Origin of the sequence: Nonomuraea sp. NPDC059007 (genome assembly GCF_042740555.1) — a bacterium.
Classification (GTDB): domain Bacteria; phylum Actinomycetota; class Actinomycetes; order Streptosporangiales; family Streptosporangiaceae; genus Nonomuraea.
Genome location: NZ_JBHYJD010000008.1, coordinates 276,542 through 301,382, shown reverse-complemented (window position 1 = coordinate 301,382; position 24,841 = coordinate 276,542). Strand labels below are relative to the sequence as shown.

The window sequence follows — 24,841 nt, the reverse complement described above, 5'->3', positions numbered from 1 at the left end:
AGGGACCGGAAAGGGGCGCTAGCCGGATCTCGGGTTGAAGACCAGGGCCAGCGACCGCAGCGCCAGGATGAACCCGATCAGCAAGAACGCGCCCCCGACCACCGCCAGCAACCGGATGTTCGGCGTGATCATCGGCCCGATGTCCGCCGTGATCAGCATGATCGCGCCCAGCGTCGCGCTCCCCGCCAGCACCGCGATCACGATCTGCTGCACCAGCCCGGTCAGGAACCGCCGGTCCCCGTCGTCGGCCAGCGGCCGTACGTTGAACGAGAGCCTGCCCTGCTCCAGATCCTCGACGACGTGGTTGACGCGCCGCGGCAGCCGCTGGAGGATCGGCAGGTAGCCGGCCAGCCGTTCCTCCAGATCGGCCCTGACCTTGCCGGGCTCGACGGCCTCGCGCATCAGCGCGCGGCCCTGTTCGCGGGCGGCCCCGACCATGTCGACGTCGGGGCTGATCAGCGCGAGGGTCCCGTCGAGCGCGGCCAGCGCGCGGAAGGCGGCCGCGATCTGCGGCGGTACGGCGAAGCCGTTGTCGTGGACCACCCTCAGCAGGCTGCCGAACATGCCGCTCGACCCGCCGCGCCCGGTCCCGGTCCGGTAGCGGACCATGAGCTGCCCGATCTGCCGCTCCAGGTCACGTTCGGCCAGGCCACGCGGACGGTCGAGCAGTTCGATCAGGGCGTCGGTGGCGGCGATCGCGTCGTCCCTGTCGACGGCCAGCAGCAGCATGCCGAGCGCCCGCCTGGTGGAGTCGTCGAGCCGGCCGACGGAGCCGAAGTCGAGCAGGCCGAGCCCGCCGTCCTCGTCGACCAGGACGTTGCCGGGATGCAGGTCGGCGTGGAAGACACCGGTGCGTACCTGCTGCCTGAGCACCTCGCTGAGCAGCTGGTGCGCGATCTGGGCGCGGCGTTCGCGGCCCAGGGCGGCCAGCACGGGGCCGGCGGCGCCGACGGGGGTGCCGCGCAGGCGGGTCATGACGAGCAGCGTGCCGCTGGAGTGTTCCTCGACGACGTCGGGCACCGCGATGCCGCCGTCGAGCGTGGCCGACACGGTGCGCAGGTTGTCGAGTTCGACGGTGTAGTCGAGCTCCTCGTCCAGCGAGGCGGCGAACCCCTTCGCCAGCGTGAACACCCGCAGCGAGCGCCCCCACGGCGTGCTGCGCTCCAGCCTGCGGCTGAGCCTGAGGATGATCTCCATGTCGGAGGCGACCTGGGCGCGGGCGCGCGGCCGCTGCACCTTGAGCACGACCTCGCGGCCGTCGAGCAGCCGCGCCGCGTGCACCTGGGCGACGGAGGCGGCGGCCATCGGCTCGGGGTCGACGGAGGCGAACACCTCGCCCACCGGCCGGCCGAGCGCCGCCCTGATGGCCGTCTCGATCTCGGGCCACGGCTCGGGCTCCGCCCGGGTCTGCAGGGTCGCGAGCTGGTCGGCGAACTGCCCGGGGATCAGGTCGCGGCGGGTGGAGAGCATCTGCCCGAGCTTGACGAAGGTGACGCCGCCCTCGTTGAGCGCCGCCTTCAGGGAGCGGGCGAGTTTCGTGTCGCCGTGGTAGGGGTCGGCTCTGCGCCTGCCGCGCAGGTAGCCGCCGAGGCCGTGCCGTACCGCGATCTTCATGATCTGCGCGTAGCGGCGGGCCCGGCGGCGGCGGGCCCGCCAGCCCTTGAGCAGGTCGAGCGGGGACGGCAGCGTGCCGGTGGGGACGACCACCTCCAGCACCACGAGGCCGGTGAGGCCGAGGACGAACACCCACGCGACCACCAGGCCGAGGACGAGGTACGCGGCCGGCATCGAGACCATGATCCGGCCGTCGGCGACGATCCCGGCGAACTCGGAGAAGGAGGTGACGGCCGAGCCGATGGCGCTGGTCACGAACAGGCCGACGACGATCGTGCGGGGCCAGCCGACCGGGATGCCGAGCGCGCGCCTGGCCACGACGGCGGCCAGCCAGGCGGTGACGGCCAGGGTGAGGGGAGTGAGGAGGTCCATGCTCAGGAACGCCCCTCGTCGTCTTCGTCTTCCTTGGCCTTGTCGTCCTCGCCGGCCTTCCGCAGGGCCGCCATCATGCGGGACTCCTCCTGGTCGATCCAGCGCATGGTCGACTTCGTGAAGTGCTTGCCGTAGCGGAACAGGAGCTCGGGCGCGCCCAGGGAGGCGGCCTGTTCCGCCTCGGGCAGCTGGTCACCCGGCAGCACCGCGTCGATCACCTTCTCGAACTGGGAGAAGATGTTCTTGCGTTCCTCCAGGAGGCGGCCGACGAGGTCGGGGCTGCCGCCGCCGGCGAAGAAGAGTTTGACGAGGTTCTCGTCCCTGATCTGGACGGGCGAGGACAGCGACTCCAGCCAGGCGCGCAGCGCGGAGCGGCCGGAGTCGGTGATCTCCCAGCGCTGGCGTGAGCGCGGTCCCTCGGCCTCCCCGTCCGGCCGGATGAGCCCCTGCTCGGCCAGATGGCGGAGCTGGGGGTAGAGCTGGCCGTTGCTGATGCCCCAGAACGCCTCCATCGAGCGCTTCGCGGCCCGCAGGATCTCGTAGCCGGACTGCGCCTTCAACGACAGGAAGCCGAGGATCGCCCACGCGGTGGGCGTCAGATCGGGCAGCTGATCATCTTGTGCCATGCGGCCAGCATAATGCGTCTGGCAGACATATGGCGGAGGGCGCTGACCTGCCCTCTCCTCCGATCGGCGCTCGCCCGGTGCGCGCGCTCACGTATCTGCCAGACATATTAGGGGCGCTGGGGCCGGGGTGCGCGCCGGTCAGGCCCGAAAACGCCCCTAAAGGCTGATAAATCAGCCAAAACCGGGATAAAACCAACTTTTGCCATATATCTGACAGATAACGCGGGATGGATTGACTGATCGTGTGAAGTCGGAATAATCGGATCTTGGTGTGTGAGTTCCTCCGCCGCCACAAGCGACACCCCGCAGGACGGCCACGCCTCCCATCCACCCATGCAAAGGTTGTCATGGCTTCCCCTCGCTCGCCCCAGCAGGCGCAGTGGCTCTGGCCCGTCACCCTGGCCCTCCCGATCCTCGCCGCGCTGCTGGCCTTCGCCGCCGCGACCGGCGCCGCCGCCTGGTTACCCGTAGCCGCGGGCGTGCTGGCGCTGATCTGCGCCGTGGCCGTGGCCGCCGTCCGGTACGAGCACGGAGCCACGGTCCAGGCCCTGGAGCAGCGGGAGCGGGCCAGTAAGCAGCGCGAGGCCGAGTTCCAGCACCACGTCCAGCAGCGCAACCTCCAGTGGAACAACCACCTGGCCGCGCGCGCCGCCGCCCTCGACGAGGCGGTCAAGCACCTGGTCACCGAGCGCATCCCGGCGGTGGGGAACGACACCCCGGTGCCCCCGCCGTACCAGAACGGGGCCCTGGACGAGGAGGTGGCCGCCCGGCTGGAGGACGTGCTCGACGCCGTGGCCGGCTCCGCCAAGCAGGACAGCGAGCGGCAGGAGTCGCTGCGGCTGGCCGTCGTGGCCCTGGCGCGCCGGGTGCAGACCTCCGCGCACCGCATCCAGGAGACCGTCTCGCTCATGGCCGAGCGGCACCCCGGCAACCCGGACGTCCTCGAGGCCAGCATGCAGGTCGACCACGCCGCCGCCCAGCAGGGCCGCCACGCGCAGAGCCTGGCCGTGCTGTGCGGCGACTGGCCGGGCCAGCAGTGGCCCAAGCCGCTCGCGCTCGTCGACGTGGTACGCGCCGCCGCCTCGCGCATCGTCGCCTACAAGCGCGTCGAGGTCTCCGGCGACCCCGACACCGCCGCCGCGGCCAAGGTCGTCGAGCCGCTCATCCACCTCGTCGCCGAACTGCTGGCCAACGCCACCCAGTCCTCGCCCCCCGCCACCACGGTGCTGGTGGCCATCCGCAACGTCCAGCGCGGCGCGGTCATCGAGATCGACGACGGCGGCGTCGGCATGGACGAGCACCACCTGGAGCAGGCCCGCGAGGTCGTCTCCGGCCGCCGTAGCGTCGGCGTCGGCGAGGTCGGCGAGATCCCGCAGACGGGACTGGCCGTCATCGGGCACTACGTGCGCCGCCACGGCTTCCTGGCCGACCTGCTGCCCTCGCCCTACGGCGGCGTGCGCGCCGTGGTACTGGTGCCGACCGACGTGGTCGAGACGCTGGAACCGGTGTCCGCGCCGCCGGTCAGGGCGGCCCGGCCCGCCGTACCGGAGGAAAGGGCGCCGCACGCCGCCCCCCAGGATCCCGAGCTGCCCCGCCGCCGCTCCAAGCGCGGCGAGGCCGCGCCCCCGGCAGAGGGTACGGCGGGCGGCCTGTTCACCGCGGCGGAAGGCCCGGTCGAGGAAGGCGTGCCCGCGGACCAGCCCGCGCCGGCGCACACCGAGACGACGCCCGAGCAGGCGGGCGCCTGGATGGCGGCCTTCTTCGACCACAACGCCGACACCGAGCCCGGCGACGACGGCGAATGATGGATGGACGGCGAACGACGGATGGACGGCGAACGACGGATGGACGGCGGATGACGGATGGACGAATGACGGAGGAACGGATGCAGCAGGACCAGGACTGGATGATCGGCGAGGTCGTCTGGGTCCCCGGTGTCAGGCACGTCGTCGTCCTCAGCTCCGACGGGCTGCTGAAGGCCCGCTCCGCCGGAACCCCGCGCGACGTCGCCGACCGCCTGTCGGCGGCCTGCTCGGGCCTGCAGTCGCTGGCGCAGAGCGTCGGCAGGGAGTTCGGCATGGACGGCGGCGCGGTCAAGGAGCTGATGGTCGGCTTCGAGGGCGGCTACCTGTTCGCGCGCTCGGCGGGCACCGGCTCCCACCTGGTGGTGATCACCGAGCCGGTGGTGGACCCGCGCCTGATCGCCCAGCAGATGCAGGCCCAGGTCATCAAGATCGGAGAACGGAACTTCAGCACCCCGGCCCGCAGGGCATGACGGACCCGGGCGACTACAAGGACCAGGCGGTCCGCCCGTACGTGCTGACCCAGGGCAGGGCCCGCCCCACGCGCAACACGATCGGCCTGGACACGCTGCTCGTGGTCACCGAGGCGGGCAAGCCGCTGCCGGTCTCGGCCAGCCGCCAGGAACGCGACCTGGTGCGCATGTGCCGCAGGCTGCTGTCGCTGGCCGAGGCGGCGGCCTACCTGGAGCTGCCGCTCAGCGTCGCCTCGATCCTCGCCTCCGACCTGGTCGACTCCGGCCACCTGACCGCCCGCTCGCGTATCCCCGAAGTCGCCCGGCCGTCACAGAACATGCTCAAGGAGGTGCTGGATGGCCTCCGCAGGCTCCGCTGACCGCTACCTTCCCGACACGGTCCAGGAATCGGTGAAGATCCTCGTGGTCGGCGACTTCGGCGTCGGAAAGACCACCATGATCGGCTCGGTCAGCGAGATCGAGCCGCTGCGCACCGAGGAGACGATGACGCAGGCCAGCGTCGGCGTCGACGACCTGGCCGGGCTGGAGGCCAAGGCCACCACCACGGTCGCCATGGACTTCGGCCGCATCACGCTGAGCCCGCTCACCGCGCTCTACCTGTTCGGCACGCCGGGCCAGCAGCGCTTCTGGGACCTGTGGGCGGGGCTGTCGGAAGGGGCCGTGGGTGCGCTGGTGCTCATCGACACGCGGCGCCTCGAAGGCAGCTTCGAGGTGCTCGACCAGCTCGAACTCCGCGGCGACATGCCGTTCGCGGTGGCGGTGAACCTGTTCCCCGACTCGGTCAGGCACAGCAGGAAGGCGCTGCGCGAGGCGCTCGACCTGGCCCCGGACACGCCGATCGTCGAGTGCGACGCCAGGAACCGGGCCTCCTCCCTCGACTGCCTCATCACGCTGGTCGAGCACGCCGTACAGAAAGAGCAGGCGGGCCAGAAGGCGCCCGCCGTACAGAAAGAGAAGGCATGACCACCCCGCTCACGGCCACGACCGACTACGAGGAACTGCGGGCGCAGTGGGGTGACGTGGCCTGGGTCGAGCTGGAGCCCGGGGTGGGCGCCTGGCTCGTCATGGGCTACCAGGAGATCCTCACCATCACCCGCCAGGAGAAGCTCTACAGCCGCGACGCCCGCAACTGGCGGCTGTTCCAGGAGGGTGTGGTGCCGCCGGACTCGGGGCTCGGGCCGATGATGTTCTGGCGGCCGAACGTGATCGGCGCCGACGGCGGCGAGCACCGCAGGCTGCGCCGTCCGCTGGACGACGGCGTGGCCGCGATCGACCAGCGGCGCATGCGCCGCTCGGTGGAGGGCATGTGCGCGGACCTGATCGCCGGCTTCCGCGACAAGGGCAGCGCGGACCTGGTGGGGGAGTACGCGGCGGTCATCCCCATGCTGGCCATCGCCGACCTGTTCGGCCTGGACGTCACCCAGGGGCACGAGCTGCTGGCGGCGCTGCGGGCGCTGTTCGGCAGCGCCGAGGACTCCCAGGCCGGCAACAAGAAGTTCGAGGAGATCCTCGGCGGCATCATGAACGCCCGCCAGCAGGACCCCGCCGAGGACCTCACCAGCCGCTTCCTGCGTCACCACGACCTGAACGGCGACGCCGAGGTGCTGCAGTCGATGGTGGTGATGATCTCCGCCGCCCAGGAGACCACGACCACGTGGATCTCCCAGACGCTGCGCCTGGTGCTCACCGATCCGCGCTTCGCCGGCCGCATGCGCGGCGGGCGGCTCGGCGTCGACGACGCGCTCGACGAGGTCCTGTGGCGCGACCCGCCGATGACGAACATGCCGGCCAGGTACGCGCTGCGCGACACCGAACTCGGCGGCCGGCGCATCGCCCGCGGCGACGCCCTGGTCCTGGGTCTGGCCGCGGCCAACGCCGACCCGAGCGCGCACACCGGCGAAGCGGTGATCGAACTCGGCAACCGGGCCCACCTGGCGTGGAGCGCGGGCCCGCACGCCTGCCCCGCCCCGGTCCCGGCGCGCCTGATCACCCGCACCGCGGTCGAGACGGCCCTGCACCTGCTGCCCGACGTCCGCCTCGCGGTGGCGCCGGACGAGCTCACCCCGCACCCCTCGCCGTGGACCCGCTGCCCCGCGGCGCTCCCGGTCCTGTTTGGAGATCACTGATGGACATCATCACGCTCGACCCGGCCGGAACCGACCACCACGGCGAGGCGGCCAGGCTGCGCGAGGCGGGACCGGTCGTGCGGGTGGAGCTGCCCGGCGGCGTCCAGGCCTGGGCCGTCACCCACCACGAACTGCTGGCCGAACTGGTCGCCGACCGCAGGGTGAGCAAGGACTGGCGCAACTGGAACGCCATCCGGCGCGGCGAGATCCCCGACGACTGGCCGCTGATCGGCATGGTCAAGGTCACCAACATGGTCACCGCCGACGGGCGCGAGCACCACCGGCTGCGCAAGTTCGTCACCCAGACGCTGACGCCGCGCCGCGTGCAGGGCATGCGGCCGAGGCTGGAGCAGATCGTGGACGGGCTCCTGGACGACCTGCCCGGCCACGCCGCCCCCGACGGCACCGTGGACCTGCGCCCGCACTACGCCTACCCGGTGCCCATGCGGATGATCTGCGAGCTGGTCGGAGTGCCCGAGCACGAGCGCGACGAGCTGCGCACGCTGGTGGACAGCATCTTCCGCTCGACCACCTCCCCCGAGGAGGTGCTGCGCACCCAGCGCGACATCTACCTGCTGCTGGGCCGCCTGGTGGCGGACAAGCACGCCGCACCGGGCGAGGACCTGACCAGCGCGCTGATCGCCGCGCAGGTGGACGACCCGGAACGGCTGACCGACGAGGAACTGGCCGGGACCATCTGGCTCATGCTGGCCGCCGGGCACGAGACGACGCTGAGCCTCATCGTCAACGCCGTACGGGCGCTGCTGACCCACCCCGACCAGCTCTCCCTGGCCCTGAAGGGCGACGAGGCCACCTGGGCCGCGGTGGTGGAGGAGACGCTGCGCTGGGACGCGCCCATCGGCAACTTCATGGCCCGCTACCCCCTGGAGGACCTCACGGTGGCGGGTGTGACGATCCCCGCGGGCGAGGCCGTTCTCGCCCCCTACAGCGCCGTGGGCCGCGACGCGGCGCAGCACGGCGCGGACGCCGCCCGCTTCGACATCACCCGCGAGCAGCGCCGCCACCTGGCCTTCGGCGGCGGGCCGCACGTGTGCCTGGGCGCCGCGCTGGCCCGCCTGGAGGCCGCGGTGGCCCTGCCCGCCCTGTTCGCCCGCTATCCGGACATGTCGCTGGACGCCGCGCGCATCCCCCCGGTCCCCTCCCTGTTCTCCAACTCCGCCGCCACCCTCCCGGTCCGCCTCTAGCCGAAGATCGCGGGCGGGTCGCCGGTGTACCAGACGTTGTCGATGACCACCCGGCTCATCACCCAGCGCCCGTCCTCGCGTACCAGCTCCACGTCGTAGAGGTTCTTCAGCAGCGCGTGCACGCTCCGGTCGGCGCTGAGCAGGTGCTGGGCCTCGACCATCGCGGTCAGGCGGGCCGTGCCGCCGGTGATCTGGACGCGCGGGTTGGTGACCTGGTGCGTGGTCACCACCCGGCCCGCGAACCCGCCCAGGATGGTCGAGACGATCGTGTCCCTGCCCGACATCACGGGCGGCGCGGCCCCCCACTTCGCGGCGGCAGGGCCGAAGTCGAGTTCGGCGTCCCCGGCGAAGGCCGAGGCGAACAGCTCCGCGTCCCCCAGGTCCTGGCCCAGCGCGAACCGGTACAGGGTGTCGGTGATCTCCGGCAGGTCGCGCGGGTCCGCGCCGTCCGCGAGCGCGCGGTCAGTAGTGACGTACATGTGATTCATCCTTGTTTCGTCCGTTCTCGTCATCAATGCGAGTCTGTGCAAGGATCATGAAGCGTGGTTTAACGGTCCGGGGTGGCATGGTGGAGAGATACGAGCTGGAAGCCTTCCTGACGCTGGCCGAGGAACTGCACTTCGGCCGCGCCGCCGAGCGGCTGCACGTGTCCACAGCCCGGGTCAGCCAGACGATCAAGAAGCTGGAGCGGAAGGTCGGGGTGCCGCTGTTCGACCGCAGCAGCCGGCGCGTCGAGCTGTCGGCGGTGGGACGGCAGCTGCACGAGGAGATCCGGCCCGCCTGGGAGCTGATCGGCGCGGCTGTGGAACGCGCCATCGAGACCGGCAAGGGCATCACCGGCACGCTCACCGTCGCCTTCGTGGGCCCGGGCGGCGGGCAGCTCGTCGTGGGGGCGGCCGAGGAGTTCCGCGCCAGGCAGCCGGGGTGCGCGGTGGACATCAGGGAGGCGCAGCTCGGCGACGTCGTGCCCTGGCTGCGCGAGGGCGTGGCCGACCTGGCGCTGACCGGCTTCCCCATGGACGCGGCCGGGGTGGTGGCCGGGCCGGTGCTGGTGCGCGAGGCGCGGATGCTGGCGGTGCCCGCCGGGCATCCGTTCGCCCGCAGGAGGCGGGTGTCGGTCGAGGATCTGGCCAGGGTGCCCGTGCTGCGGCTGCCCGAGTCGGTGCCGGAGTCGCACCGGGCCGACCGCACGCCCCGCCGTACGCCGGCCGGCCGGGCCATCGCTCCGGGCCCGGTGGCGGCGACCCTGCACGAGATCCTCACGCTCGTGGGGGCCGGGCGCGGCGTGTTCCCGGTCGGCGCGCAGACCCGCCGCTACCACCCCCGCCCCGACGTGGCCTACGTGCCGTTCGGCGACGCGGCTCCGGTGGAGTGGGGCCTCATGTGGCGGTCCGGGGGAGGGAGCGCCCGGGTCCTCGCCTTCGCCCGCGCCGCCGGAGACCTCCTGTCCGCCCACCGCTAGCCGAAAGCGGATCGGCACCTGAGATTCGGGCGGGGATAGAAGTGACAGAACGGGATCTCCGGGAGAGCCGACATAACCGAAATGGTCTGCGCCATGATGGGCTTGAGGCCCCAACTCCCTGGAGATCGCATGTCTCGACCCCTGATCGGTATCACCGCCTACTTCGAGGCCGCCCGCTGGGGCGACTGGGTCAGGGAGGCCGTGCTGTCTCCGCCCTCGTATGCCAAAGCCGTCACCCGCGCCGGTGGCGCCCCCGTGATCCTGCCGCCGCTCGGCCTGCACGCCGTCGAGGACTACGTACGCGGGCTGAAGGGCATCGTGCTGGCCGGTGGCGTCGAGGTCGGTGCGCAGGCCTACGGCGAGGACGACGACGCCAGGGTGGCGGAGCCGCAGTCCCACCGCGACCGGTTCGAGCTGGCGCTGGCCCGCGCCGCCGTCCAGGCCGACGTGCCCATCCTGGCCGTCGCCCGCGGCATGCACGTGCTCAACGTCGCCCAGGGCGGCACGCTCATCCCCTGGCTGCCCGACGTGCTCGACCACGAACGGCACGGCGAACAGGGCCCGCACGTGATCCAGGTGAGCGTGTCGAGCAAGCTCGGCAAGGCCGTGGGCGACAAGGTCGAGGTCGTGGCCCCGCACACCCAGTCGGTACGCAGGCTCGGCTCGGGCCTGCTGGCCGTCGCCTGGGCCGACGACCAGATCGTCGAGGGCATCGAGCTTCAGGGGCACCGGTTCGGCGTGGGCGTGCAGTGGCACCCGGAACGCGCCGAGGAGATCAAGCTCTTCGATGCGCTCGTGGAGGCGGCCCGCTAGGCTTCGGATCATGCCGCTGCATCCCCAGGCGCGGGACTTCGTCGCGCGCTTCCCGTCGGATCTGGGCGTCGACCCGGACACGCTCGATCTGGGCGCCATCCAGCGGATGCGCGCGGAGGACGGCCTGGCCGCCGAGCGCGGGCCGATCACGCACCTGCCGTTCGTGCGCGACGAGACGGCCGAGGGCGTGCCCATCAGGATCTACCGCTCCGACCGCGGCGAGGACGCCCTGCCGGTCGTGGTCTACTTCCACGGCGGCGGCTTCGTCTTCGGCAGCGTCAAGCGCAACGACGCCGTGGGCCGCGACCTGGCCATCCGCACCGGCGCCGTCGTGGTCTCCGTCGACTACCGGCTCGCTCCGGAAAACGTCTTCCCCGACGCGGCCGACGACGCCTGGGCCGTGGTGCGCGACGTCTTCGCCCGGCCCGCCTTCTACCAGAGCAACGGCCGCGTGGCCGTCATCGGTGACAGCGCCGGGGGCAACCTCGCCGCCGTGGCCGCCTGGCAGGCCCGTGACGCCGGGCTGAGCCTGGCCCACCAGGTGCTGGTCTACCCGGTCATGGACGCGGCGATGGACACGCCGAGCTACAAGGAGTTCGCCGAGGGCTTCGGGCTCGACGCCGGGGAGATGGCCTGGTTCTTCGCCCAGTACGCGCCGGGCGCCGACCCGGCCGACCCGCGCCTGTCACCGCTGCGGCTGGACTCCTGCGAGGGGCTGGCGCCCGCGACCGTCGTGACCGCCGGGTGCGACGTGCTGCGCGACGAGGGCGAGCGCTACGCCGAGCGCCTGGCCAAGGCCGGGGTCGCGGTGGAGTCACGCAGGTTCGACGGCGCCGTGCACAGCTTCTTCGGCCTGCCGGGGCTGTTCGACCAGGCGATCGAGGCCCGCGAGTACGTGGCGGAGCGGCTGCGCGAGGACCTGGCCCCGTGACCTACGCCTACGACAAGCTCAAGACCGACATGCCCGCCGACGGCGTGCTGCGCGTGACCATCAGCGAGCCGCGCCGCCTCAACGCCGTCGACATGGCCGGCCACCGCGAACTGGCCGAGATCTGGCGCGACATCGACCGCGACGACGCGGTCCGCGCGGTCGTGGTCAGGGGAGAGGGCGGCGCGTTCTCCGCCGGGGGCGACCTGTCGATGATCGAGGAGATGACGCTCGACCACGCCACCCGGCTGCGCGTGTTCGGCGAGGCCCGCGACATCGTCTACAACGTCCTCAACTGCTCCAAGCCGGTCGTCTCCGCCATCCAGGGCCCGGCGGTCGGCGCGGGGCTGGCCGTGGCGCTGCTGGCCGACATCTCCGTCGCCGGGCGCACCGCCCGCATCATCGACGGCCACACCCGCCTCGGCGTCGCGGCGGGCGACCACGCGGCCATCATCTGGCCGCTGCTGTGCGGCATGGCCAAGGCCAAATACCACCTGCTGCTGTGCGAGCCGGTCTCCGGCGCGGACGCCGAGCGGATGGGCCTGGTCAGCCTGTGCGTGGACGACGACCAGGTCCACGACAAGGCCATGGAGATCGCGGTACGGCTGGCCGCCGGCGCCCAGGAGGCGATCCGGCTGACCAAGTACTCGCTCAACAACTGGCTGCGCATGGCCGGACCGGCCTTCGACGCCTCGCTGGCCATGGAGTTCCTCGGCTTCACCGGCCCCGACGTGCGGGAGGGTGTCCAGGCCCTGCGCGAGAAGCGGCCGCCGAGCTTCTAGCCCGCCAACCGGCTCAGCGCCATGTTCCTCGCCGCGCCGCCTCAGAAGCTGCGGGGCAGGCCGAGGACCTGGGTGGCCAGGTAGTTCAGGAGGAGTTCCTCGGTCACCGGCGCCACCTTGCCGATCCGGGCGTCGGTGAGCAGGCGGGCCACCGGGTACTCCAGCGAGTACGCCATGCCGCCGTGCGTCTGGAAGGCCGCGTCGGCCGCCTCCCACGCGGCCTGGGAGGCGGTCAGCTTGGCGATGTTGGCCTCGGTCCCGCAGGGCAGCCCGCGGTCGAACGACCACGCCGCCTTGTACAACATCAGCCGGGCCAGCTCGATCTTGGCCTTGACCCGGGCCAGCGGGAACGCGATCGCCTGGTTCGCGCCGATCGCCCGGCCGAACACCTCGCGCTCCTTCGCGTACCCGACCCCGACGCGCAGCGCCACCTCGGCCCCGCCCAGCGCGGAGGCGGCCAGCAGGATCCGCTCGGGGTTGAGGATGTCCCACAGCACCAGCGCGCCCTGGTCCACCTGGCCCACGACACTGCTCGCCGGCACCCGCAGGTCGTCCAGGAACACCATGTTCGACGGCGTCGTGTTCGCGCCCATCTTGGGGATCGGCCGGTAGCTGAGCTGCCCGGCGGCCACCGCCTCCGGCACGTTCACCAGCAGCACGGTCAGGCCGTTGGTGCGCGGCTTGGCCTCGGCCGCCGGGATCGTCCGCGTCACCAGCAGCATCCAGGTCGCCCGCTGCACGCCGGTGATCCAGATCTTCTGGCCCCTGACCACGAACTCGTCGCCGTCGCGGCGGGCCGAGGTGGTGATGGCCAGGGAGTTCGACCCGGCGTCCGGCTCGGTCAGCGCGAAGCAGGTCTCGATCTCGCCCGTGGCCATCTTGGGCAGAAGCGCGGCCTTCTGCTCGCCGGTGCCGTGCCGGGCGATGGTCAGCGCGCCGAAGCCGGGCGTCAGCACGTACGTGAACGCCGAGCCCCCCGCCGATCCCGACGCCGACAGCGTCTCGGTCGCGACCGCGAGCTCCAGCAGCCCCTGACCGCCGCCCCCATACTCCTCGGGTACGGCCAGCCCCAGCCACCCGCCCTTGGCCAGCTCCGCCCAGACCTCCTCGGGCCACCGCTTCTCGGCCTCGCAGCGCTGCCAGTAGTCCATGTCGTATCGGGCGCAGATGTCGCCGACGCCGCGCTGGACGGCCAGCGCGCTCTCCGGAAGCGTGAAATCCATCGGCCCATCGTAGAAGGAAGTTCTGGTCAGGGTCGAGCCGCGCGGATCACCGTCGACCCGCGCGGTCAGGCTCAGGCTCAGGGGCGGGGGCGGCGCGCGTGGAAGACGAAGGCGGGCGGCGCGTTGCGCCACACCGTACGGCCCGGCACGACCTCTTCGAACCGCTCGTCCAGCAGGTTGCGGAAGCGGCGGGCGGCGCTGAGCGGAATGGCGTGGATGTAGGAGAACGTGGTGAACGCCCCGCCCGCGCCCAGCGCCGTGCACACCGCGCCGAGCAGCTGCTGCTGCAGGCTCTCCGGGAAGGCGGCCCAGGGCAGGCCGCTGACGACCACGTCCGCGCGGTTCAGGCGGCGCTCGGCCAGCAGTTCCGGTAGCCGGGCGGCGTCGTCGCGTACCACGTCCACCAGCGGGTAGCGCTGGGCGAGCAGCCCGGCCAGCGAGTCGTTCAACTCGACGGCCATATGGTGCCCGCGCCCGCACAACCGGCGCTGGATCTCGGCCGTGAAGGGACCGGTGCCGGGGCCGAGCTCGACCACGACCGGTTCTCCGCGTTCCGGGATCGGGGCCGAGACCGCCTCGGCCAGCCGCCTGGAACTGGGTGCGAGCGCGCCGATGCTGGCGGGCGAGCGCAGGAACTGGCCCAGAAAGAGAGCGGTGTCGTTAGACATGTGAGGAAACCTACGGCATAGATCGGGGCTCGCTCCTCGGTCCAACGGACAGAGTTCCGGCCACTTGGAGGAGGCCCGGTCCTCCGCCAGGAGGACCCGGCGGCCGGCCCGCGGGGATAGCGTTTGTCCATGTCTTGGCGATGGCGGGGAGTGCCGCTCGATCTCCTCCTGGCCGCCTCCGGCATCGGCCTGGACCTGCTCATCTCGGGCAAGGCTCCCGCCTGGGAGGCGCGGCCCGCCCTGTCGGTGATCCTGTTCGCGGTGCTGGCCGGGGCGCCGATGGGGTTCGTGCGCCACCGGCCGGTCGCCGTCGTCCTCTACCTCGCGGCCTTCCTCGTCTACACCGACCAGATCGGCTCCTTCACCTCCAACACGGCGCAGGTGCTGCTGTGCGCGGCCCTCGGCGCCGCCGCCTACCGCACCCGCTGGCCCTGGATGGTGGCGGCCGTGGCGGCGGGCGCGCTGGCCTGCGCGTTCAACATCGCCGACCCGGGCGTGGCGTTCACGTCCAGCGCGTGGATGTACTCGGTGGGGCTCGCGCTGTTTCCCGCGCTGCTCGGCGCGTATCTCCAGCGGCCGGCCGTACGGCTGGAAGAGCGCGCCATCGCGCCCGACCTGCTGCTCGCGGCGGGCGGCGTCGCCTACGCGGTGCTCAGCACGTGGACGAGCTGGCACGCCGCCGAGCAGCCGATCTGGGTCACCGGGCTGCTCGCGGTGGCCGGCGGGCTGTCGCTCGGTGTCGCGCGGCGGCTGCCCGGCCTGGTCTTCCTGCTCCAGGGGCTCCTGCTGCTGGCCGCCGACAGCTACCTGCCGCAGGTGGTCAACACCTGCATGCTGCTGGTGCTCATCTCCATCGGCGTGTTCGCGATGCGGGTCTCCTCCTGGCTGTGGACCGCCGCGGTCTACCTCGCCGCGTGCATCCTGGGCTCGATCGCCGTCGTCGAGCCCGGCGTCGAGACCACGCCGGTCCGCGTCGTGGTGCTGATGGCGCTGGTCGTCACGCCGGTGGCGATCGGCCGCTATCTCGGCGCGAACCAGGCCGCGCGCTCGGCCGAACAACTGCGCGCCCGCGAGTCGGCCCGCCTGGCCGTCGCCCAGGTACGCGCCGACCAGCTCGCCGAGCGCGAACGCATCGCCCGCGAGGTCCACGACATCGTCGCCCACCACGTCGGCGCCATGGTGCTGCGGGCCGGAGCCGCCCACTACGCCGCGCCCGAGGGCCCGATCGCCGACGCGCTCGCCGACATCCGCCAGACCGGCCACCAGGCGCTGGAGGACCTGCGCGGCCTGCTTCACCTGCTGCGCGACCCCGACAGCCCGCCCGACCTCCTCGCCGACCCCGGCGACGTGGTCAGGGAGTCGGCCGAGCGGATGAGCGCCGCCGGCCTCGTGGTCGCGCTCGACGTCGACCCCGCCATGGAGGAGGCGCCGCTGGTCACCCGCGCCTCCGCCGCCCGCATCGTCCAGGAAGGCTTGACGAACGTGCTCAAACACGCAGGACCCGGCACCGAGGTGAGCGTCAGCGTCACCCCGGCCCGCACCGCGGGCGGCCTGTCGGTCGAGGTACGCAACGGCCCGCCGGTCACCACCCGCGAGCCGCTGCCCTCCTCCGGCCAGGGGCTGGCCGGGATGCGTGAGCGGGTGCGCGCCCTCGGCGGCGCCCTGACCGCCGGCCCCGACGGCCGCGGCGGCTGGCTGCTGAGCGCCACCCTGCCCGGCGCCCGGGGGAGCGCCGCGTGATCCGCGTGCTGGTCGCCGACGACCAGGCCCTGGTACGGGCGGGCGTACGCATGCTGCTGCAGGCGGCGGGCGGCATGGAGGTGGTCGGCGAGGCCGAGGACGGAGCCGAGGCCGTGCGCCTGGCCGCCCACCTCACGCCCGACGTCATCCTCATGGACCTGCGCATGCCCCGCGTCGACGGACTGGAGGCGGCCAGGCGCATCCTGGCGGCAACCCCGTCGGCCAGGATCGTCGTGCTGACCACCTTCGCCGAGGACGCCAACGTCTACGCCGCGCTGCGCGCCGGGGCGCTCGGCTTCCTGGTCAAGGACGACGAGCCCGAGCGCATGGTCGACGCCGTGCGCAGGGCCGCGATCGGCGAGCAGCTGCTGGCGCCGTCCGTGCTGCGCCGGGTGGTGGAGCGGGCGCTGGCCGCCGAGGACGTACGCGCCGAGGCCGCGCCGGCGGCCCACCTGACCGACCGGGAACTGGACGTGCTGACCCTGCTCGGCTCCGGGTTGTCCAACAGCGAGATCGCCGAGCTCCTGCACGTGGGCGTGACCACGGTCAAGACCCACGTGGGGGCGGTGATGGAGAAGCTGGGGCTGCGCAACCGCATCCAGGCGGCGGTGGTCGCCCATCGGATGGGGCTGGTGGACGCCCACTTCCGCCCCATCACGCGACCCGCCCCCTGATCAGCTCCGTCAGCGGGGGAACACCGGGGATCCTCGGCACCGTCGCGATCCCGCGCTCGGCCGGCCTCGGCTTCGCCGGGATCCCGCGTTCGGCGGGCTTCGGCTTGGCCGGGATCGAGCGCTCGGCGGGCTTCGGCTTTGTCGTGACCCGGCCTCCGGGGACATGGCCCGCCGACGCCTCGTCGGCCGCGGGCGGGACGGCCGGGCGGCCCGTTCCCGGCGACGACCCGTTCCCCGAGGAACCCGGGAGCACGGCCCTCATGATCTCGGACGAGCCGCCGGCCCGCTGGAGCCGGGCGCCCACCATGACCATGCGCAGCGCCCGCTCGGCCGCCGCCACCAGGAACTCCTCGCCGCCGTCGATCGCCTCGGCCAGCCGCATGGGCCCCGGCACGATGCTCTCGAAGGCGTCGATGCCCGCCTCGTGCACCTGGCTGGCCCCGGCGCCGATGGTTCCGGCCAGGGCGAGGACGGGCTTGCCGTACCTCTTGGCCCGGCGCGCCACCTCGGCCGGGATCTTCCCCGACGGCGTCTGCGCGTCGATCGCCCCCTCCGCGGTGATCACCAGGTCGGCGGCGGCGATCTTCGCGTCGAGGTCCACGTGGTCGAGCAGCACCTCGAAGCGCGGCAGCAACCGCCCGCCCACCGCCGCGAGACCCGCGCCCAGACCGCCGGATGCCCCGCTGCCCGGCGCGGTCCGCAGCCCGCCGGCGCCGAGGTCGCGCTCCAGTACCCCGGCCCAATGCTCCATCGCGGCGGCCAGTTCCTCGACCCGCTCGGGCGTGGCCCCCTTCTGCGGCCCGAACACCCGCGCCACGCCGCGCGGGCCGCACAGCACGTTGCACGGGTTGCAGGCCACGAGCAGTTCCACGCCCGCCAGCCGGGGGTCCAGCCCGGAGACGTCGATCCGGTCCAGCCGGGCCAGCGCCGCGCCGCCCGCCGGCAGCGCCCGCCCCTCCGCGTCGAGCAGCCGCGCCCCCAGAGCCGTCAGGGCGCCCGCGCCGCCGTCGGAGGTACCGGAGTCGCCGCAGCCGACCAGCACCCGCCGCACCCCGTGATCGAGCGCGGCGGCGATCAGCTGGCCCACTCCGTACGTCGTGGTCAGCCCCGGATCGCGCAGCTCACGCGGCACCAGCCGCAGCCCCGCGGTCGCCGCCATCTCCACCACCGCCGTCCCACCGGGCAGCAGCGCGAGGTGCGAGTCCACCGGCGCGCCGACCGGCCCCGTCGTCGTGTACGGCACCAGCCGCCCGCCCAGCGCCTCGGCCAGCGCGGCGGCCGAGCCCTCGCCTCCGTCCACCAGGGGCAGTGTCTCGGTCCTGGCCAGCGGCAGAACCCGGCGTACCCCGCGGGCGATGGCCTCGGCGACCATCCCCGCGCTCAGGGACTCCTTGAAACCACTCGGGGCGATGAGAATACGCATGATCATCCTTCAGTAGGGCAGGCCGAGAAGCGGCCACACCATGAGTGCGAAAAGCAGAACGAGCCCGGCGGTCAGCGGCGCGAGCACAGCCGACAGGGCCAGCAGGTGGCGGGAGCCGTACGTGGGGACCTCCTCGATGCGGTGGAAGAGCGCGACGGGCTTGGCGGAGGCGGGCAGGGTGTGGCAGAACCCCGCGGCGGCCGTCGAGGCGAACGCGGCCGCGGCGGGGGAGACCCCGAGACCGGCGGCGGCGGTGATGACGAGCGGGACGAGCACGCTGGAGCGCGCCGAGCGCGACTGCAGCAGCAGGTGCGCCAGCGTGCTCACGCCGACCACCGCGGCCAGGAACTGCCAGGCCGGCACCCGCACCCCGAACAACCCGCCGGCCAGCCAGCCGGCCGCCCCCGACGTGGTCATGGCCACGCCCATGGCCATGGTGGCGGCCATGAACATGAGCATCGCCCAGGGCACGGTGGCCAGCGCCTTGTTCATGGTGATCGTCCCGGCCTTCGGTGTGGCGGTGAGCACCGCGCCGACGAACGCGACGACCGCGGGCGAGACCCCGTGCAGCGGCTCGGCGCACCACAGCGCCACCACCACGCACAGCAGCACGGCCGAACGGCGCTGCGGCCCGTCCAGCGGCCCGCTGACGGGCACGCCGGTGGCCTCGCCGACCGCTTCGGCGTCCACGCTCACCGGCTCGCGCCGGTCGGCCCGCCGGGTGATCATGAGCAGCACGATCTCGGCGCACAGGTGCGAGGACACGACGGCCAGCGGCAGCCCGAGCAGCAGCCAGTGCGCGAACCCGATCCGCTCGCCCGTGGCCTGGAACAACATCTCGACCGTGATGAGATGCGCGCCCGCCCCGATGAGGGAGGCGACCGCCGAGAGCAGGATGACCGCGGGAAAGACCAGCGCCAGCGCCACCACGACCCGGCGCCGGCCCTCCAGCACCTTGGCCAGCGCCAGGAACACCGGCACCGCCAGCGCCGCCCGCCCCGACGTGGCCGGGACCGCGAACGCGCTCACCACCAGCGCCGCCGTGGTCAGGTGCACCAGCCGCCGTACGGTCGAGGCCCGGGAGACCAGCCAGGCGGTCGCCCGCGCGGCCAGCCCCGAGGCCGACACCCCGGCGGCGATCACGAAGGCGCAGATGAGCAGCCACACGGTCGGCTCACCGAGCGCCCCGAAGAAGTCGTCGGCGGGCAGTACCCCCGACACCACCAGCGCCAGCCCGGCCCCAAGGGCGACGAGCGTGTCGTCCACCTTGGCGATCATCCACAGAACGGTCGCCACCGCGAACACGCCCAGCGTGATCTTCCCCTGCGTGCCGAGGCCCGGCGTGAAGATCACGACGGCGGTCACGGCAAGGGCGCTGAGGAGGAGGGCGGAGATCGTTCTTGTCACGACCACGATCGTCGCGGAGCGTGATTACCCGTTCATGAGGCGTTCATGAGCGCTCTCTCACGATTGCCGTAGCCTGGAGGGGTGTACGTCAAGATCTGCGGCCTGAGCGAAGAAGAGCACGTCCGCACCGCCGTCGAGGCCGGCGCCGACGCCATCGGCCTCGTGCTCACCCACAGCCCGCGCCGCGTCACGCCCGAGCGCGCGGCCGAGCTCGCCGCCCTGGTCCCCCCGCACGTCCTGACCGTGGGCGTCTTCAAGGGCGAGGACCCGGACACGGTCAGAGCCGCGGCGCTGACGGCGGGCGTGCGCGCGATCCAGCTCCACGGCGTCCACCCGCACTCCGACTTCACCGCGCTGAAGGACCTGGGCCTCACGCTGGTACGGGCCGTGGCCGCCGACGCCGACCTGCGCTGCGGGGCCTACGACGAGGACCTGCTGCTGGTCGACGCGCCCCGGGCGGGCGCGGGCGAGCCGTGGGACTGGTCCGCCGTCCGCGGTCGTCCGACGGGCCGCTGGCTGCTGGCGGGCGGCCTCACGCCGGAGAACGTGCGCGCGGCGGTGGCCGCCGCCGCGCCGTGGGGCGTGGACGTCTCCAGCGGCGTGGAGGTCGCGCGCGGCGTCAAGGACTCTGCCCTCATCCGGGCCTTCCTCACCTCCGCCCGCCGGTAACCCACCCCCCCAGGTACGGCTCCCGCGATGCCTGTCCGCCATACCGGCCGCGCGAGGCCGGGGCGGGGAGGGGACGGTGGGGGGGAAATGACGGAGTCCGGGGACGCCCAGCAGGTGATCGCGTGGGAGGACAACCCAACGCAGTAGGGTCGCAGCGTGAGCGAAACTTCCGCCGAGGACCGGATCTGGACAGTTCCGAACCTGCTGAGCTTCCTGCGCCTGCTTGGCGTCCCTGTGTTCCTCTGGCTGGTTCTGGGGCCCAAGGCGGACGGCTGGGCCATCGCGCTGCTGATGGTGGCCGGGTTCACCGACTGGCTCGACGGCAAGATCGCCCGCGCGTTCAACCAGACCAGCCGCCTCGGCCGGATCATCGACCCCGCCGCCGACAAGCTCTACGTGTTCGCCACGATCATCGGCCTGCTGTTGCGCGAGGTCATCCCCTGGTGGCTGGTGGTGCTCATCCTCGGTCGTGAACTCTTCGTCGCGAGTTTCGCCCCCGTCCTTCGCAAACACGGCTACAGGGCACTCCAGGTGCATTTTCTGGGCAAAGCCGCCATGTTCAACCTGATGTACGCCTTCCCGCTCCTCTTCCTCGCCTCCCACACTGGGTGGTATGCGGAAATTGCCCGGATTACCGGCTGGGCCTTCGCGATCTGGGGAACGGGCCTGTACTGGTGGGCGGGGCTGTTGTATGTGGTACAGGTGCGCCAGCTCATAAAGGCCGACAAGAAGGAGTGATCGGGTGAAGGCGGTCGTGATGGCGGGCGGGGAGGGTACTCGGCTGCGACCGATGACCGCCAACCAGCCCAAACCTCTCCTGCCGGTGGTCAACCGCCCGATCATGGAGCACGTGCTCCGGCTGCTCAAACGGCACGGCCTCACCGAGACCGTCGTGACCGTGCAGTTTCTCGCCGCGCTCGTGCGCAACTACTTCGGCGACGGCGACGAGCTCGGCATGAGCCTCAACTACGCCACCGAGGACCTCCCGCTCGGCACCGCCGGCAGCGTCAAGAACGCCGCGGACAAGCTCAGGGACGACCGCTTCCTGGTCATCTCCGGCGACGCCCTAACGGATATCGATTTATCGGACATGATCCGTTTCCATCGTGAGAATGCGGCGCTCGTCACCATCGGCTTGAAACGCGTGCCCAACCCGCTCGAGTTCGGGATCATCATCGTCGATGAGCACGGCCGCATCCAGCGCTTTCTCGAAAAACCCACCTGGGGCCAGGTCTTCTCCGACACCGTCAACACCGGCGTCTACGTCATGGAGCCCGAGGTCCTCGACGAGGTCGCCGACGGCGAGGTGGTCGACTGGTCGGCCGACGTCTTCCCCCGCCTGCTCAAGCGCGGCGCCCCGCTCTTCGGCTACGTCGCCGAGGGCTACTGGGAGGACGTCGGCACCCACGAGAGCTACCTCAAGGCCCAGGCCGACGCCCTGGCGGGACGCGTCCAGCTCGACATCGGCGGCTTCGAACGCTCCCCGGGCGTCTGGGTCGCCGAATCGGCCACCGTGGACCCCGACGCGGTCCTGAAGGGCCCCCTGCTCATCGGCGAGTACGCCAAGATCGAGGCCGGCGCCGAACTGCGCGAGTTCACCGTCGTCGGCAACAACGCGCTGGTCCGCGAGGGCGCCTTCCTGCACCGCGCCGTCCTGCACGACAACGTCTACCTCGGCCCCGGCGCCCACCTGCGCGGCTGCGTGATCGGCAAGGGCACCGACCTCATGACCGGCGCCCGCGTCGAGGAGAACGCCGTCATCGGCGACGACTGCGTCATCGAGGCCGAGGCCTACGTCTCCAGCGGCGTACGCGTCTACCCCTTCAAGACCATCGAGGCCGGCGCCGTCGTCAACACCAGCGTCATCTGGGAGTCGCGCGGCCAGCGCAGCCTGTTCGGCCCCCGCGGCGTCAGCGGCCTGGTCAACGTCGAGATCACCCCCGAGCTGTGCGTACGGCTGGCCAGCGCCTACGCCACGACGCTCAAGAAGGGCGAGCGGGTGGTCACCGCCCGGGACTCCTCGCTGGCGGCCAGAGCGCTCAAGCGGGCCGTCATCGGCGCCCTGACCGCCAGCGCCATCAACGTCCTGGACCTGGAGGCCGCCCCGCTGCCCGTGGCGCGCTTCCACACCTCCCGCGAGGCGGCCGCCGGCGGCATCGCCCTGCGGACCACCGCGGGCGACCCCCAGAGCGTCGACATCGTCTTCATGGACCAGCGCGGATCCGACCTGCCCCCCGCCGCCCAGCGCAAGCTGGAGCGCGTCTACTCCCGGCAGGAGTTCCGCCGCGCGTTCCCCGGCGAGATCGCCGAGCTGCGCTACCCGGCCAGGGCCGTCGAGGACTACGCCCACGAGCTGCTGGCCTGCGTGGACATGACCGGCGTACGCGACATGAAGGTCGTCGTCGACTGCGCCGGAGGCACCGCCACGCTGGTCCTGCCGACGCTGCTCGGCCGCGTCGGGGTCGAGGTGCTGACCGTCAACGCCCGCCTGGACGAGGCCTCGCCCACCGAGACCCTCGCCGAGCGCCGCCGCGACCTGCAGCGCCTGGCCGAGCTGGTCAGCTCCTCACGGGCCGCCTTCGGCGTGCGCTTCGACCCCATGGGCGAGCGCATCGCCCTGGTGGACGAGCTGGGCCAGCTCATCGGCGAGGAACGCGCCCTGCTCGTCGTGCTCGACCTCGTCGCCGCCGAGCGCCGCCGCGGGCGCGTCGCCCTGCCCGTCACCACCACCCGCGTCGCCGAGCAGGTCTGCCGCTTCCACGGCGTCCAGGTCGAATGGACCTCCACCGCCACCGACGCGCTCACCTCCGCCGCCGCGGCCGAGGACCTGGTCTTCGCCGGGGACGGCCGGGGCGGCTTCATCGTGCCCGAGTTCAGCCCCGCCGTGGACGGCCTGGCCGCCTTCATGCGCCTGCTCGGCCTGGTCGCCCGCACGCGCCTGTCGCTCAGCCAGATCGACGCCCGCATCCCCGAGGCGAGCCTGCTCAAACGCAGCGTCCCCACGCCGTGGGCGGCCAAGGGCGCGGTGATGCGCTCGGTCATCGAGGCCGCGGAGGCGGCGGGCGAGGGCTTCCGCGTCGACACCACCGACGGCGTACGGCTGGCCGCCGATGACGGCGGCTGGGCGCTCATCCTCCCGGCCGCCACCGAGCCCGTCACGGACGTCTGGGCCGAGGCCGCCGACGCCGACTCGGCGCAGGCGCTCCTGGAACGCTGGGCCCGCATCGTCGAACAGGCCTCGGGAGCGTGAGACCGGATCATCGGAACGTGGCGTACCGGATCATCGAAGGGGATTCCGGAGTGTGACACGCCGGATCTTCGAGTGGATCATTGGGCCGGCATCTGGGAGGATGACCTGCCGGATTGCCCGGCAGGCAACAGGAACGTGACAGAAAGGCAGCGCGGCGGCATGGACCTTGAGGCAGACTCGGCGGTAACTTTGTCACCGTCCAAACCTGTCGTCAGGCGTCCGTCTTGACCTTCGTCGCTGATCAGCGTAAGTTGCGGCATTCGCAAACTTGAAGAGCGAAGCGAGGCGCGCCCCGAGCACCGTTGCCGCGACTTCGCGGTAGGAGGCCGAGCCGATCGATGCCGAGCGTCTACTGCACGCAGTGCGGGCACGCCAACCCCGAGGATGCCCGTTTCTGCTCCCGCTGTGGGTCACCGCTGACCAGACCCGAGGTCGCCGGGGACACCACTTCGACCATCTCGGTCGCGGGAATCGAGGCGTACGAGGCGGAGACCGGTGAGTTCATGCTCGCCGAGCGGGCCCTGGTGGAGCAGCTGCCTCCGGGCACCGCGCTGCTCACGGTCACCAGGGGTCCCAACGTCGGCAGCCGCTTCCGGCTCGACAAGGACCTCACCACGACCGGGCGCCACCCCGAGAGCGACATCTTCCTCGACGACATCACCGTCTCGCGCCGGCACGTGGAGTTCTACCGCCACCACGGCGGCCAGTTCTCCGTGCGCGACGTGGGCAGCCTCAACGGCACCTACGTCAACCGCGAGCGCATCGAGGAGGTGCCGCTGCACTCCGGCGACGAGGTGCAGATCGGCAAGTTCCGGCTGGTCTTCCTGATGCGGACCGCCGTCGCGGGATGACCTCTCAGGCGGCCCGCTCGCACATGAGCATCGGGGAGGTGCTCGGCCTGCTGCACGCCGAGTTCCCCGACGTGACGATCTCCAAGATCCGTTTTCTGGAGGGGGAGGGGCTCATCGAGCCCGAGCGCAGCCCGTCCGGCTATCGCAAGTTCACGCATCTGCACGTGGAGCAGCTGCGTTTCATCCTGCGCGAGCAGCGTGATCACTATCTCCCGCTGCGCGTGATCAAGGACAAGATGGCCGAGTCGTTCGGGCGGCCGCACGCCGTACAGGAGACCTCGGAGGTACGGCTCAGCCGCGCCGAGCTCCTGGAGGCGGCGGGGCTGAGCGAGGAGACGCTCACCGAGCTGGAGGACTACGGCCTGCTGGCCCCCGTCGCGCGCCGCTACGACGAGGACGCGCTCCAGGTGGCGCGCAGCGTCGGCGCCCTGGCCAGGTTCGGCCTGCACGCCCGGCACCTGCGGGCGGTCAAGGCGGCGGCCGAGCGTGAGGCGGGGCTGGTGGAGCAGACCGTCGCGCCCATACTCAAACGCCGCAGGCCCGGCGCGATCGGGGAGGCCGACGAGGTGGGCAGGGAGCTGTCCGCACTTCTTCTCGACCTGCACGCGGCCCTGCTGCGCGCGGGCGTACGGAGTGTCCTGGGCCGATGAAGAGGCCACCGGCGCACCCCCAGGTGTCCGCCGGGTGTTACGTTGAATTGCATAAGAGCGGTCAGGTGTCGGATACGGAGCAG

General features: G+C 72.2%; 24 protein-coding genes. 17 read left to right on the top strand and 7 right to left on the bottom strand.

Features of this window, described 5'->3' with window-relative positions:
- Positions 1-18: 18 nt before the first annotated feature.
- Both ACFWY5_RS16090 and ACFWY5_RS16085 read right to left on the bottom strand, forming a co-directional pair.
- Positions 19-1,986 carry an ABC1 kinase family protein gene (locus ACFWY5_RS16090; protein WP_379632584.1) on the bottom strand — a complete coding sequence of 656 codons (1,968 nt, stop codon included), beginning with the start codon at positions 1,984-1,986 and terminating at the stop codon, positions 19-21.
- A 2-nt stretch (positions 1,987-1,988) separates the two neighbouring features.
- Entirely contained in the window at positions 1,989-2,612 is a 624-nt protein-coding gene (locus tag ACFWY5_RS16085; protein WP_379623152.1) for a PadR family transcriptional regulator, read from the bottom strand.
- A 347-nt stretch (positions 2,613-2,959) separates the two neighbouring features.
- Between ACFWY5_RS16085 and ACFWY5_RS16080 the strand changes: the two genes are divergently transcribed.
- The 6 genes from ACFWY5_RS16080 to ACFWY5_RS16055 all read left to right on the top strand — a co-directional run bounded on the left by ACFWY5_RS16080 (position 2,960) and on the right by ACFWY5_RS16055 (position 8,218).
- The gene (locus tag ACFWY5_RS16080) at positions 2,960-4,417 is read left to right on the top strand and encodes an ATP-binding protein (RefSeq protein WP_379632582.1); all 1,458 of its coding nucleotides are present in this window, start codon (positions 2,960-2,962) and stop codon (positions 4,415-4,417) included.
- Between the two features lie 65 nt (positions 4,418-4,482).
- The gene (locus tag ACFWY5_RS16075; protein WP_379632580.1) at positions 4,483-4,887 is read left to right on the top strand and encodes a roadblock/LC7 domain-containing protein; all 405 of its coding nucleotides are present in this window, start codon (positions 4,483-4,485) and stop codon (positions 4,885-4,887) included.
- Positions 4,884-5,246 (top strand): DUF742 domain-containing protein, encoded by a 363-nt coding sequence (locus tag ACFWY5_RS16070; protein ID WP_379632578.1) that lies wholly within the window; start codon positions 4,884-4,886, stop codon positions 5,244-5,246. The genes ACFWY5_RS16075 and ACFWY5_RS16070 overlap by 4 nt, the downstream gene beginning before the upstream one ends.
- Positions 5,224-5,850: an ATP/GTP-binding protein gene (locus tag ACFWY5_RS16065; RefSeq protein WP_379623144.1), complete on the top strand. Its 627-nt coding sequence runs from the start codon at positions 5,224-5,226 to the stop codon at positions 5,848-5,850. Before ACFWY5_RS16070 ends, ACFWY5_RS16065 begins: the two co-directional genes overlap by 23 nt.
- Positions 5,847-7,013 (top strand): cytochrome P450, encoded by a 1,167-nt coding sequence (locus ACFWY5_RS16060; protein WP_379632575.1) that lies wholly within the window; start codon positions 5,847-5,849, stop codon positions 7,011-7,013. Before ACFWY5_RS16065 ends, ACFWY5_RS16060 begins: the two co-directional genes overlap by 4 nt.
- A complete protein-coding gene (locus ACFWY5_RS16055; RefSeq protein ID WP_379623140.1) occupies positions 7,013-8,218 on the top strand; it encodes a cytochrome P450 in 1,206 nt (401 codons plus the stop codon). The genes ACFWY5_RS16060 and ACFWY5_RS16055 overlap by 1 nt, the downstream gene beginning before the upstream one ends.
- Here ACFWY5_RS16055 and ACFWY5_RS16050 read toward each other — a convergent pair.
- On the bottom strand, positions 8,215-8,697 hold the full coding sequence (locus ACFWY5_RS16050) for a nuclear transport factor 2 family protein (RefSeq protein ID WP_379632573.1): 483 nt from the start codon (positions 8,695-8,697) through the stop codon (positions 8,215-8,217). The genes ACFWY5_RS16055 and ACFWY5_RS16050 overlap by 4 nt on opposite strands.
- An 86-nt stretch (positions 8,698-8,783) precedes the next feature.
- Here ACFWY5_RS16050 and ACFWY5_RS16045 point away from each other — a divergent pair, with 86 nt between their 5' ends.
- From ACFWY5_RS16045 to ACFWY5_RS16030, 4 genes are all read left to right on the top strand, one after another.
- A complete protein-coding gene (locus ACFWY5_RS16045; RefSeq protein ID WP_379632571.1) occupies positions 8,784-9,680 on the top strand; it encodes a LysR family transcriptional regulator in 897 nt (298 codons plus the stop codon).
- Positions 9,681-9,809: 129 nt separating this feature from the next.
- Positions 9,810-10,493, top strand: a complete 684-nt coding sequence (locus ACFWY5_RS16040) for a gamma-glutamyl-gamma-aminobutyrate hydrolase family protein (protein ID WP_379623134.1) — start codon at positions 9,810-9,812, stop codon at positions 10,491-10,493.
- A gap of 10 nt (positions 10,494-10,503) precedes the next feature.
- Entirely contained in the window at positions 10,504-11,424 is a 921-nt protein-coding gene (locus tag ACFWY5_RS16035; protein ID WP_379632569.1) for an alpha/beta hydrolase, read from the top strand.
- Positions 11,421-12,203, top strand: a complete 783-nt coding sequence (locus ACFWY5_RS16030; RefSeq protein WP_379623130.1) for an enoyl-CoA hydratase/isomerase family protein — start codon at positions 11,421-11,423, stop codon at positions 12,201-12,203. The genes ACFWY5_RS16035 and ACFWY5_RS16030 overlap by 4 nt, the downstream gene beginning before the upstream one ends.
- Before the next feature lie 41 nt (positions 12,204-12,244).
- Here ACFWY5_RS16030 and ACFWY5_RS16025 read toward each other — a convergent pair whose 3' ends face one another.
- The gene (locus ACFWY5_RS16025; RefSeq protein ID WP_379632567.1) at positions 12,245-13,426 is read right to left on the bottom strand and encodes an acyl-CoA dehydrogenase family protein; all 1,182 of its coding nucleotides are present in this window, start codon (positions 13,424-13,426) and stop codon (positions 12,245-12,247) included.
- 77 nt (positions 13,427-13,503) lie between these two features.
- Positions 13,504-14,094 carry a class I SAM-dependent methyltransferase gene (locus ACFWY5_RS16020; RefSeq protein ID WP_379623126.1) on the bottom strand — a complete coding sequence of 197 codons (591 nt, stop codon included), beginning with the start codon at positions 14,092-14,094 and terminating at the stop codon, positions 13,504-13,506.
- Positions 14,095-14,223: 129 nt separating this feature from the next.
- On the opposite strand from ACFWY5_RS16020, the gene ACFWY5_RS16015 reads away from it, so the two are divergent.
- Both ACFWY5_RS16015 and ACFWY5_RS16010 read left to right on the top strand, forming a co-directional pair.
- Positions 14,224-15,834: a histidine kinase gene (locus ACFWY5_RS16015; protein ID WP_379623124.1), complete on the top strand. Its 1,611-nt coding sequence runs from the start codon at positions 14,224-14,226 to the stop codon at positions 15,832-15,834.
- Positions 15,831-16,508, top strand: a complete 678-nt coding sequence (locus ACFWY5_RS16010) for a response regulator (RefSeq protein ID WP_379623122.1) — start codon at positions 15,831-15,833, stop codon at positions 16,506-16,508. Before ACFWY5_RS16015 ends, ACFWY5_RS16010 begins: the two co-directional genes overlap by 4 nt.
- Here the strand turns inward: ACFWY5_RS16010 and ACFWY5_RS16005 are convergent.
- Entirely contained in the window at positions 16,489-17,931 is a 1,443-nt protein-coding gene (locus tag ACFWY5_RS16005; RefSeq protein ID WP_379632566.1) for a glycerate kinase, read from the bottom strand. The two genes, ACFWY5_RS16010 and ACFWY5_RS16005, sit on opposite strands and share 20 nt — an antisense overlap.
- A 9-nt stretch (positions 17,932-17,940) precedes the next feature.
- Positions 17,941-19,338, bottom strand: coding sequence for an SLC13 family permease (locus ACFWY5_RS16000; protein WP_379623118.1), 1,398 nt, complete (start codon positions 19,336-19,338; stop codon positions 17,941-17,943).
- 81 nt (positions 19,339-19,419) lie between these two features.
- Between ACFWY5_RS16000 and ACFWY5_RS15995 the strand changes: the two genes are divergently transcribed.
- The 5 genes from ACFWY5_RS15995 to ACFWY5_RS15975 all read left to right on the top strand — a co-directional run bounded on the left by ACFWY5_RS15995 (position 19,420) and on the right by ACFWY5_RS15975 (position 24,758).
- Entirely contained in the window at positions 19,420-20,007 is a 588-nt protein-coding gene (locus ACFWY5_RS15995) for a phosphoribosylanthranilate isomerase (RefSeq protein WP_379623116.1), read from the top strand.
- Between the two features lie 156 nt (positions 20,008-20,163).
- The gene (locus tag ACFWY5_RS15990) at positions 20,164-20,745 is read left to right on the top strand and encodes a CDP-alcohol phosphatidyltransferase family protein (RefSeq protein ID WP_184963195.1); all 582 of its coding nucleotides are present in this window, start codon (positions 20,164-20,166) and stop codon (positions 20,743-20,745) included.
- A 4-nt stretch (positions 20,746-20,749) separates the two neighbouring features.
- On the top strand, positions 20,750-23,257 hold the full coding sequence (locus ACFWY5_RS15985) for a sugar phosphate nucleotidyltransferase (RefSeq protein WP_379623114.1): 2,508 nt from the start codon (positions 20,750-20,752) through the stop codon (positions 23,255-23,257).
- Between the two features lie 338 nt (positions 23,258-23,595).
- Positions 23,596-24,108, top strand: a complete 513-nt coding sequence (locus ACFWY5_RS15980) for an FHA domain-containing protein (RefSeq protein WP_379623112.1) — start codon at positions 23,596-23,598, stop codon at positions 24,106-24,108.
- Positions 24,105-24,758, top strand: a complete 654-nt coding sequence (locus tag ACFWY5_RS15975) for a MerR family transcriptional regulator (protein WP_379623110.1) — start codon at positions 24,105-24,107, stop codon at positions 24,756-24,758. The genes ACFWY5_RS15980 and ACFWY5_RS15975 overlap by 4 nt, the downstream gene beginning before the upstream one ends.
- Positions 24,759-24,841: the final 83 nt, after the last annotated feature.

What these genes read in the sequence shown, in the direction of transcription:
- ACFWY5_RS15975 (WP_379623110.1), top strand. Translation starts at nt 24,105, where the DNA reads ATGACCTCTCAGGCGGCCCGCTCGCACATGAGCATCGGGGAGGTGCTC.
- ACFWY5_RS16040 (WP_379623134.1), top strand. Translation starts at nt 9,810, where the DNA reads ATGTCTCGACCCCTGATCGGTATCACCGCCTACTTCGAGGCCGCCCGC.
- ACFWY5_RS16090 (WP_379632584.1), bottom strand. Translation starts at nt 1,986, where the DNA reads ATGGACCTCCTCACTCCCCTCACCCTGGCCGTCACCGCCTGGCTGGCC.
- ACFWY5_RS16005 (WP_379632566.1), bottom strand. Translation starts at nt 17,931, where the DNA reads ATGCGTATTCTCATCGCCCCGAGTGGTTTCAAGGAGTCCCTGAGCGCG.
- ACFWY5_RS16065 (WP_379623144.1), top strand. Translation starts at nt 5,224, where the DNA reads ATGGCCTCCGCAGGCTCCGCTGACCGCTACCTTCCCGACACGGTCCAG.
- ACFWY5_RS16025 (WP_379632567.1), bottom strand. Translation starts at nt 13,426, where the DNA reads ATGGATTTCACGCTTCCGGAGAGCGCGCTGGCCGTCCAGCGCGGCGTC.
- ACFWY5_RS16050 (WP_379632573.1), bottom strand. Translation starts at nt 8,697, where the DNA reads ATGTACGTCACTACTGACCGCGCGCTCGCGGACGGCGCGGACCCGCGC.
- ACFWY5_RS16020 (WP_379623126.1), bottom strand. Translation starts at nt 14,094, where the DNA reads ATGTCTAACGACACCGCTCTCTTTCTGGGCCAGTTCCTGCGCTCGCCC.
- ACFWY5_RS16085 (WP_379623152.1), bottom strand. Translation starts at nt 2,612, where the DNA reads ATGGCACAAGATGATCAGCTGCCCGATCTGACGCCCACCGCGTGGGCG.
- ACFWY5_RS16045 (WP_379632571.1), top strand. Translation starts at nt 8,784, where the DNA reads ATGGTGGAGAGATACGAGCTGGAAGCCTTCCTGACGCTGGCCGAGGAA.
- ACFWY5_RS15980 (WP_379623112.1), top strand. Translation starts at nt 23,596, where the DNA reads ATGCCGAGCGTCTACTGCACGCAGTGCGGGCACGCCAACCCCGAGGAT.
- ACFWY5_RS16080 (WP_379632582.1), top strand. Translation starts at nt 2,960, where the DNA reads ATGGCTTCCCCTCGCTCGCCCCAGCAGGCGCAGTGGCTCTGGCCCGTC.
- ACFWY5_RS16015 (WP_379623124.1), top strand. Translation starts at nt 14,224, where the DNA reads ATGTCTTGGCGATGGCGGGGAGTGCCGCTCGATCTCCTCCTGGCCGCC.
- ACFWY5_RS16060 (WP_379632575.1), top strand. Translation starts at nt 5,847, where the DNA reads ATGACCACCCCGCTCACGGCCACGACCGACTACGAGGAACTGCGGGCG.
- ACFWY5_RS16035 (WP_379632569.1), top strand. Translation starts at nt 10,504, where the DNA reads ATGCCGCTGCATCCCCAGGCGCGGGACTTCGTCGCGCGCTTCCCGTCG.
- ACFWY5_RS16055 (WP_379623140.1), top strand. Translation starts at nt 7,013, where the DNA reads ATGGACATCATCACGCTCGACCCGGCCGGAACCGACCACCACGGCGAG.
- ACFWY5_RS16075 (WP_379632580.1), top strand. Translation starts at nt 4,483, where the DNA reads ATGACGGAGGAACGGATGCAGCAGGACCAGGACTGGATGATCGGCGAG.
- ACFWY5_RS16070 (WP_379632578.1), top strand. Translation starts at nt 4,884, where the DNA reads ATGACGGACCCGGGCGACTACAAGGACCAGGCGGTCCGCCCGTACGTG.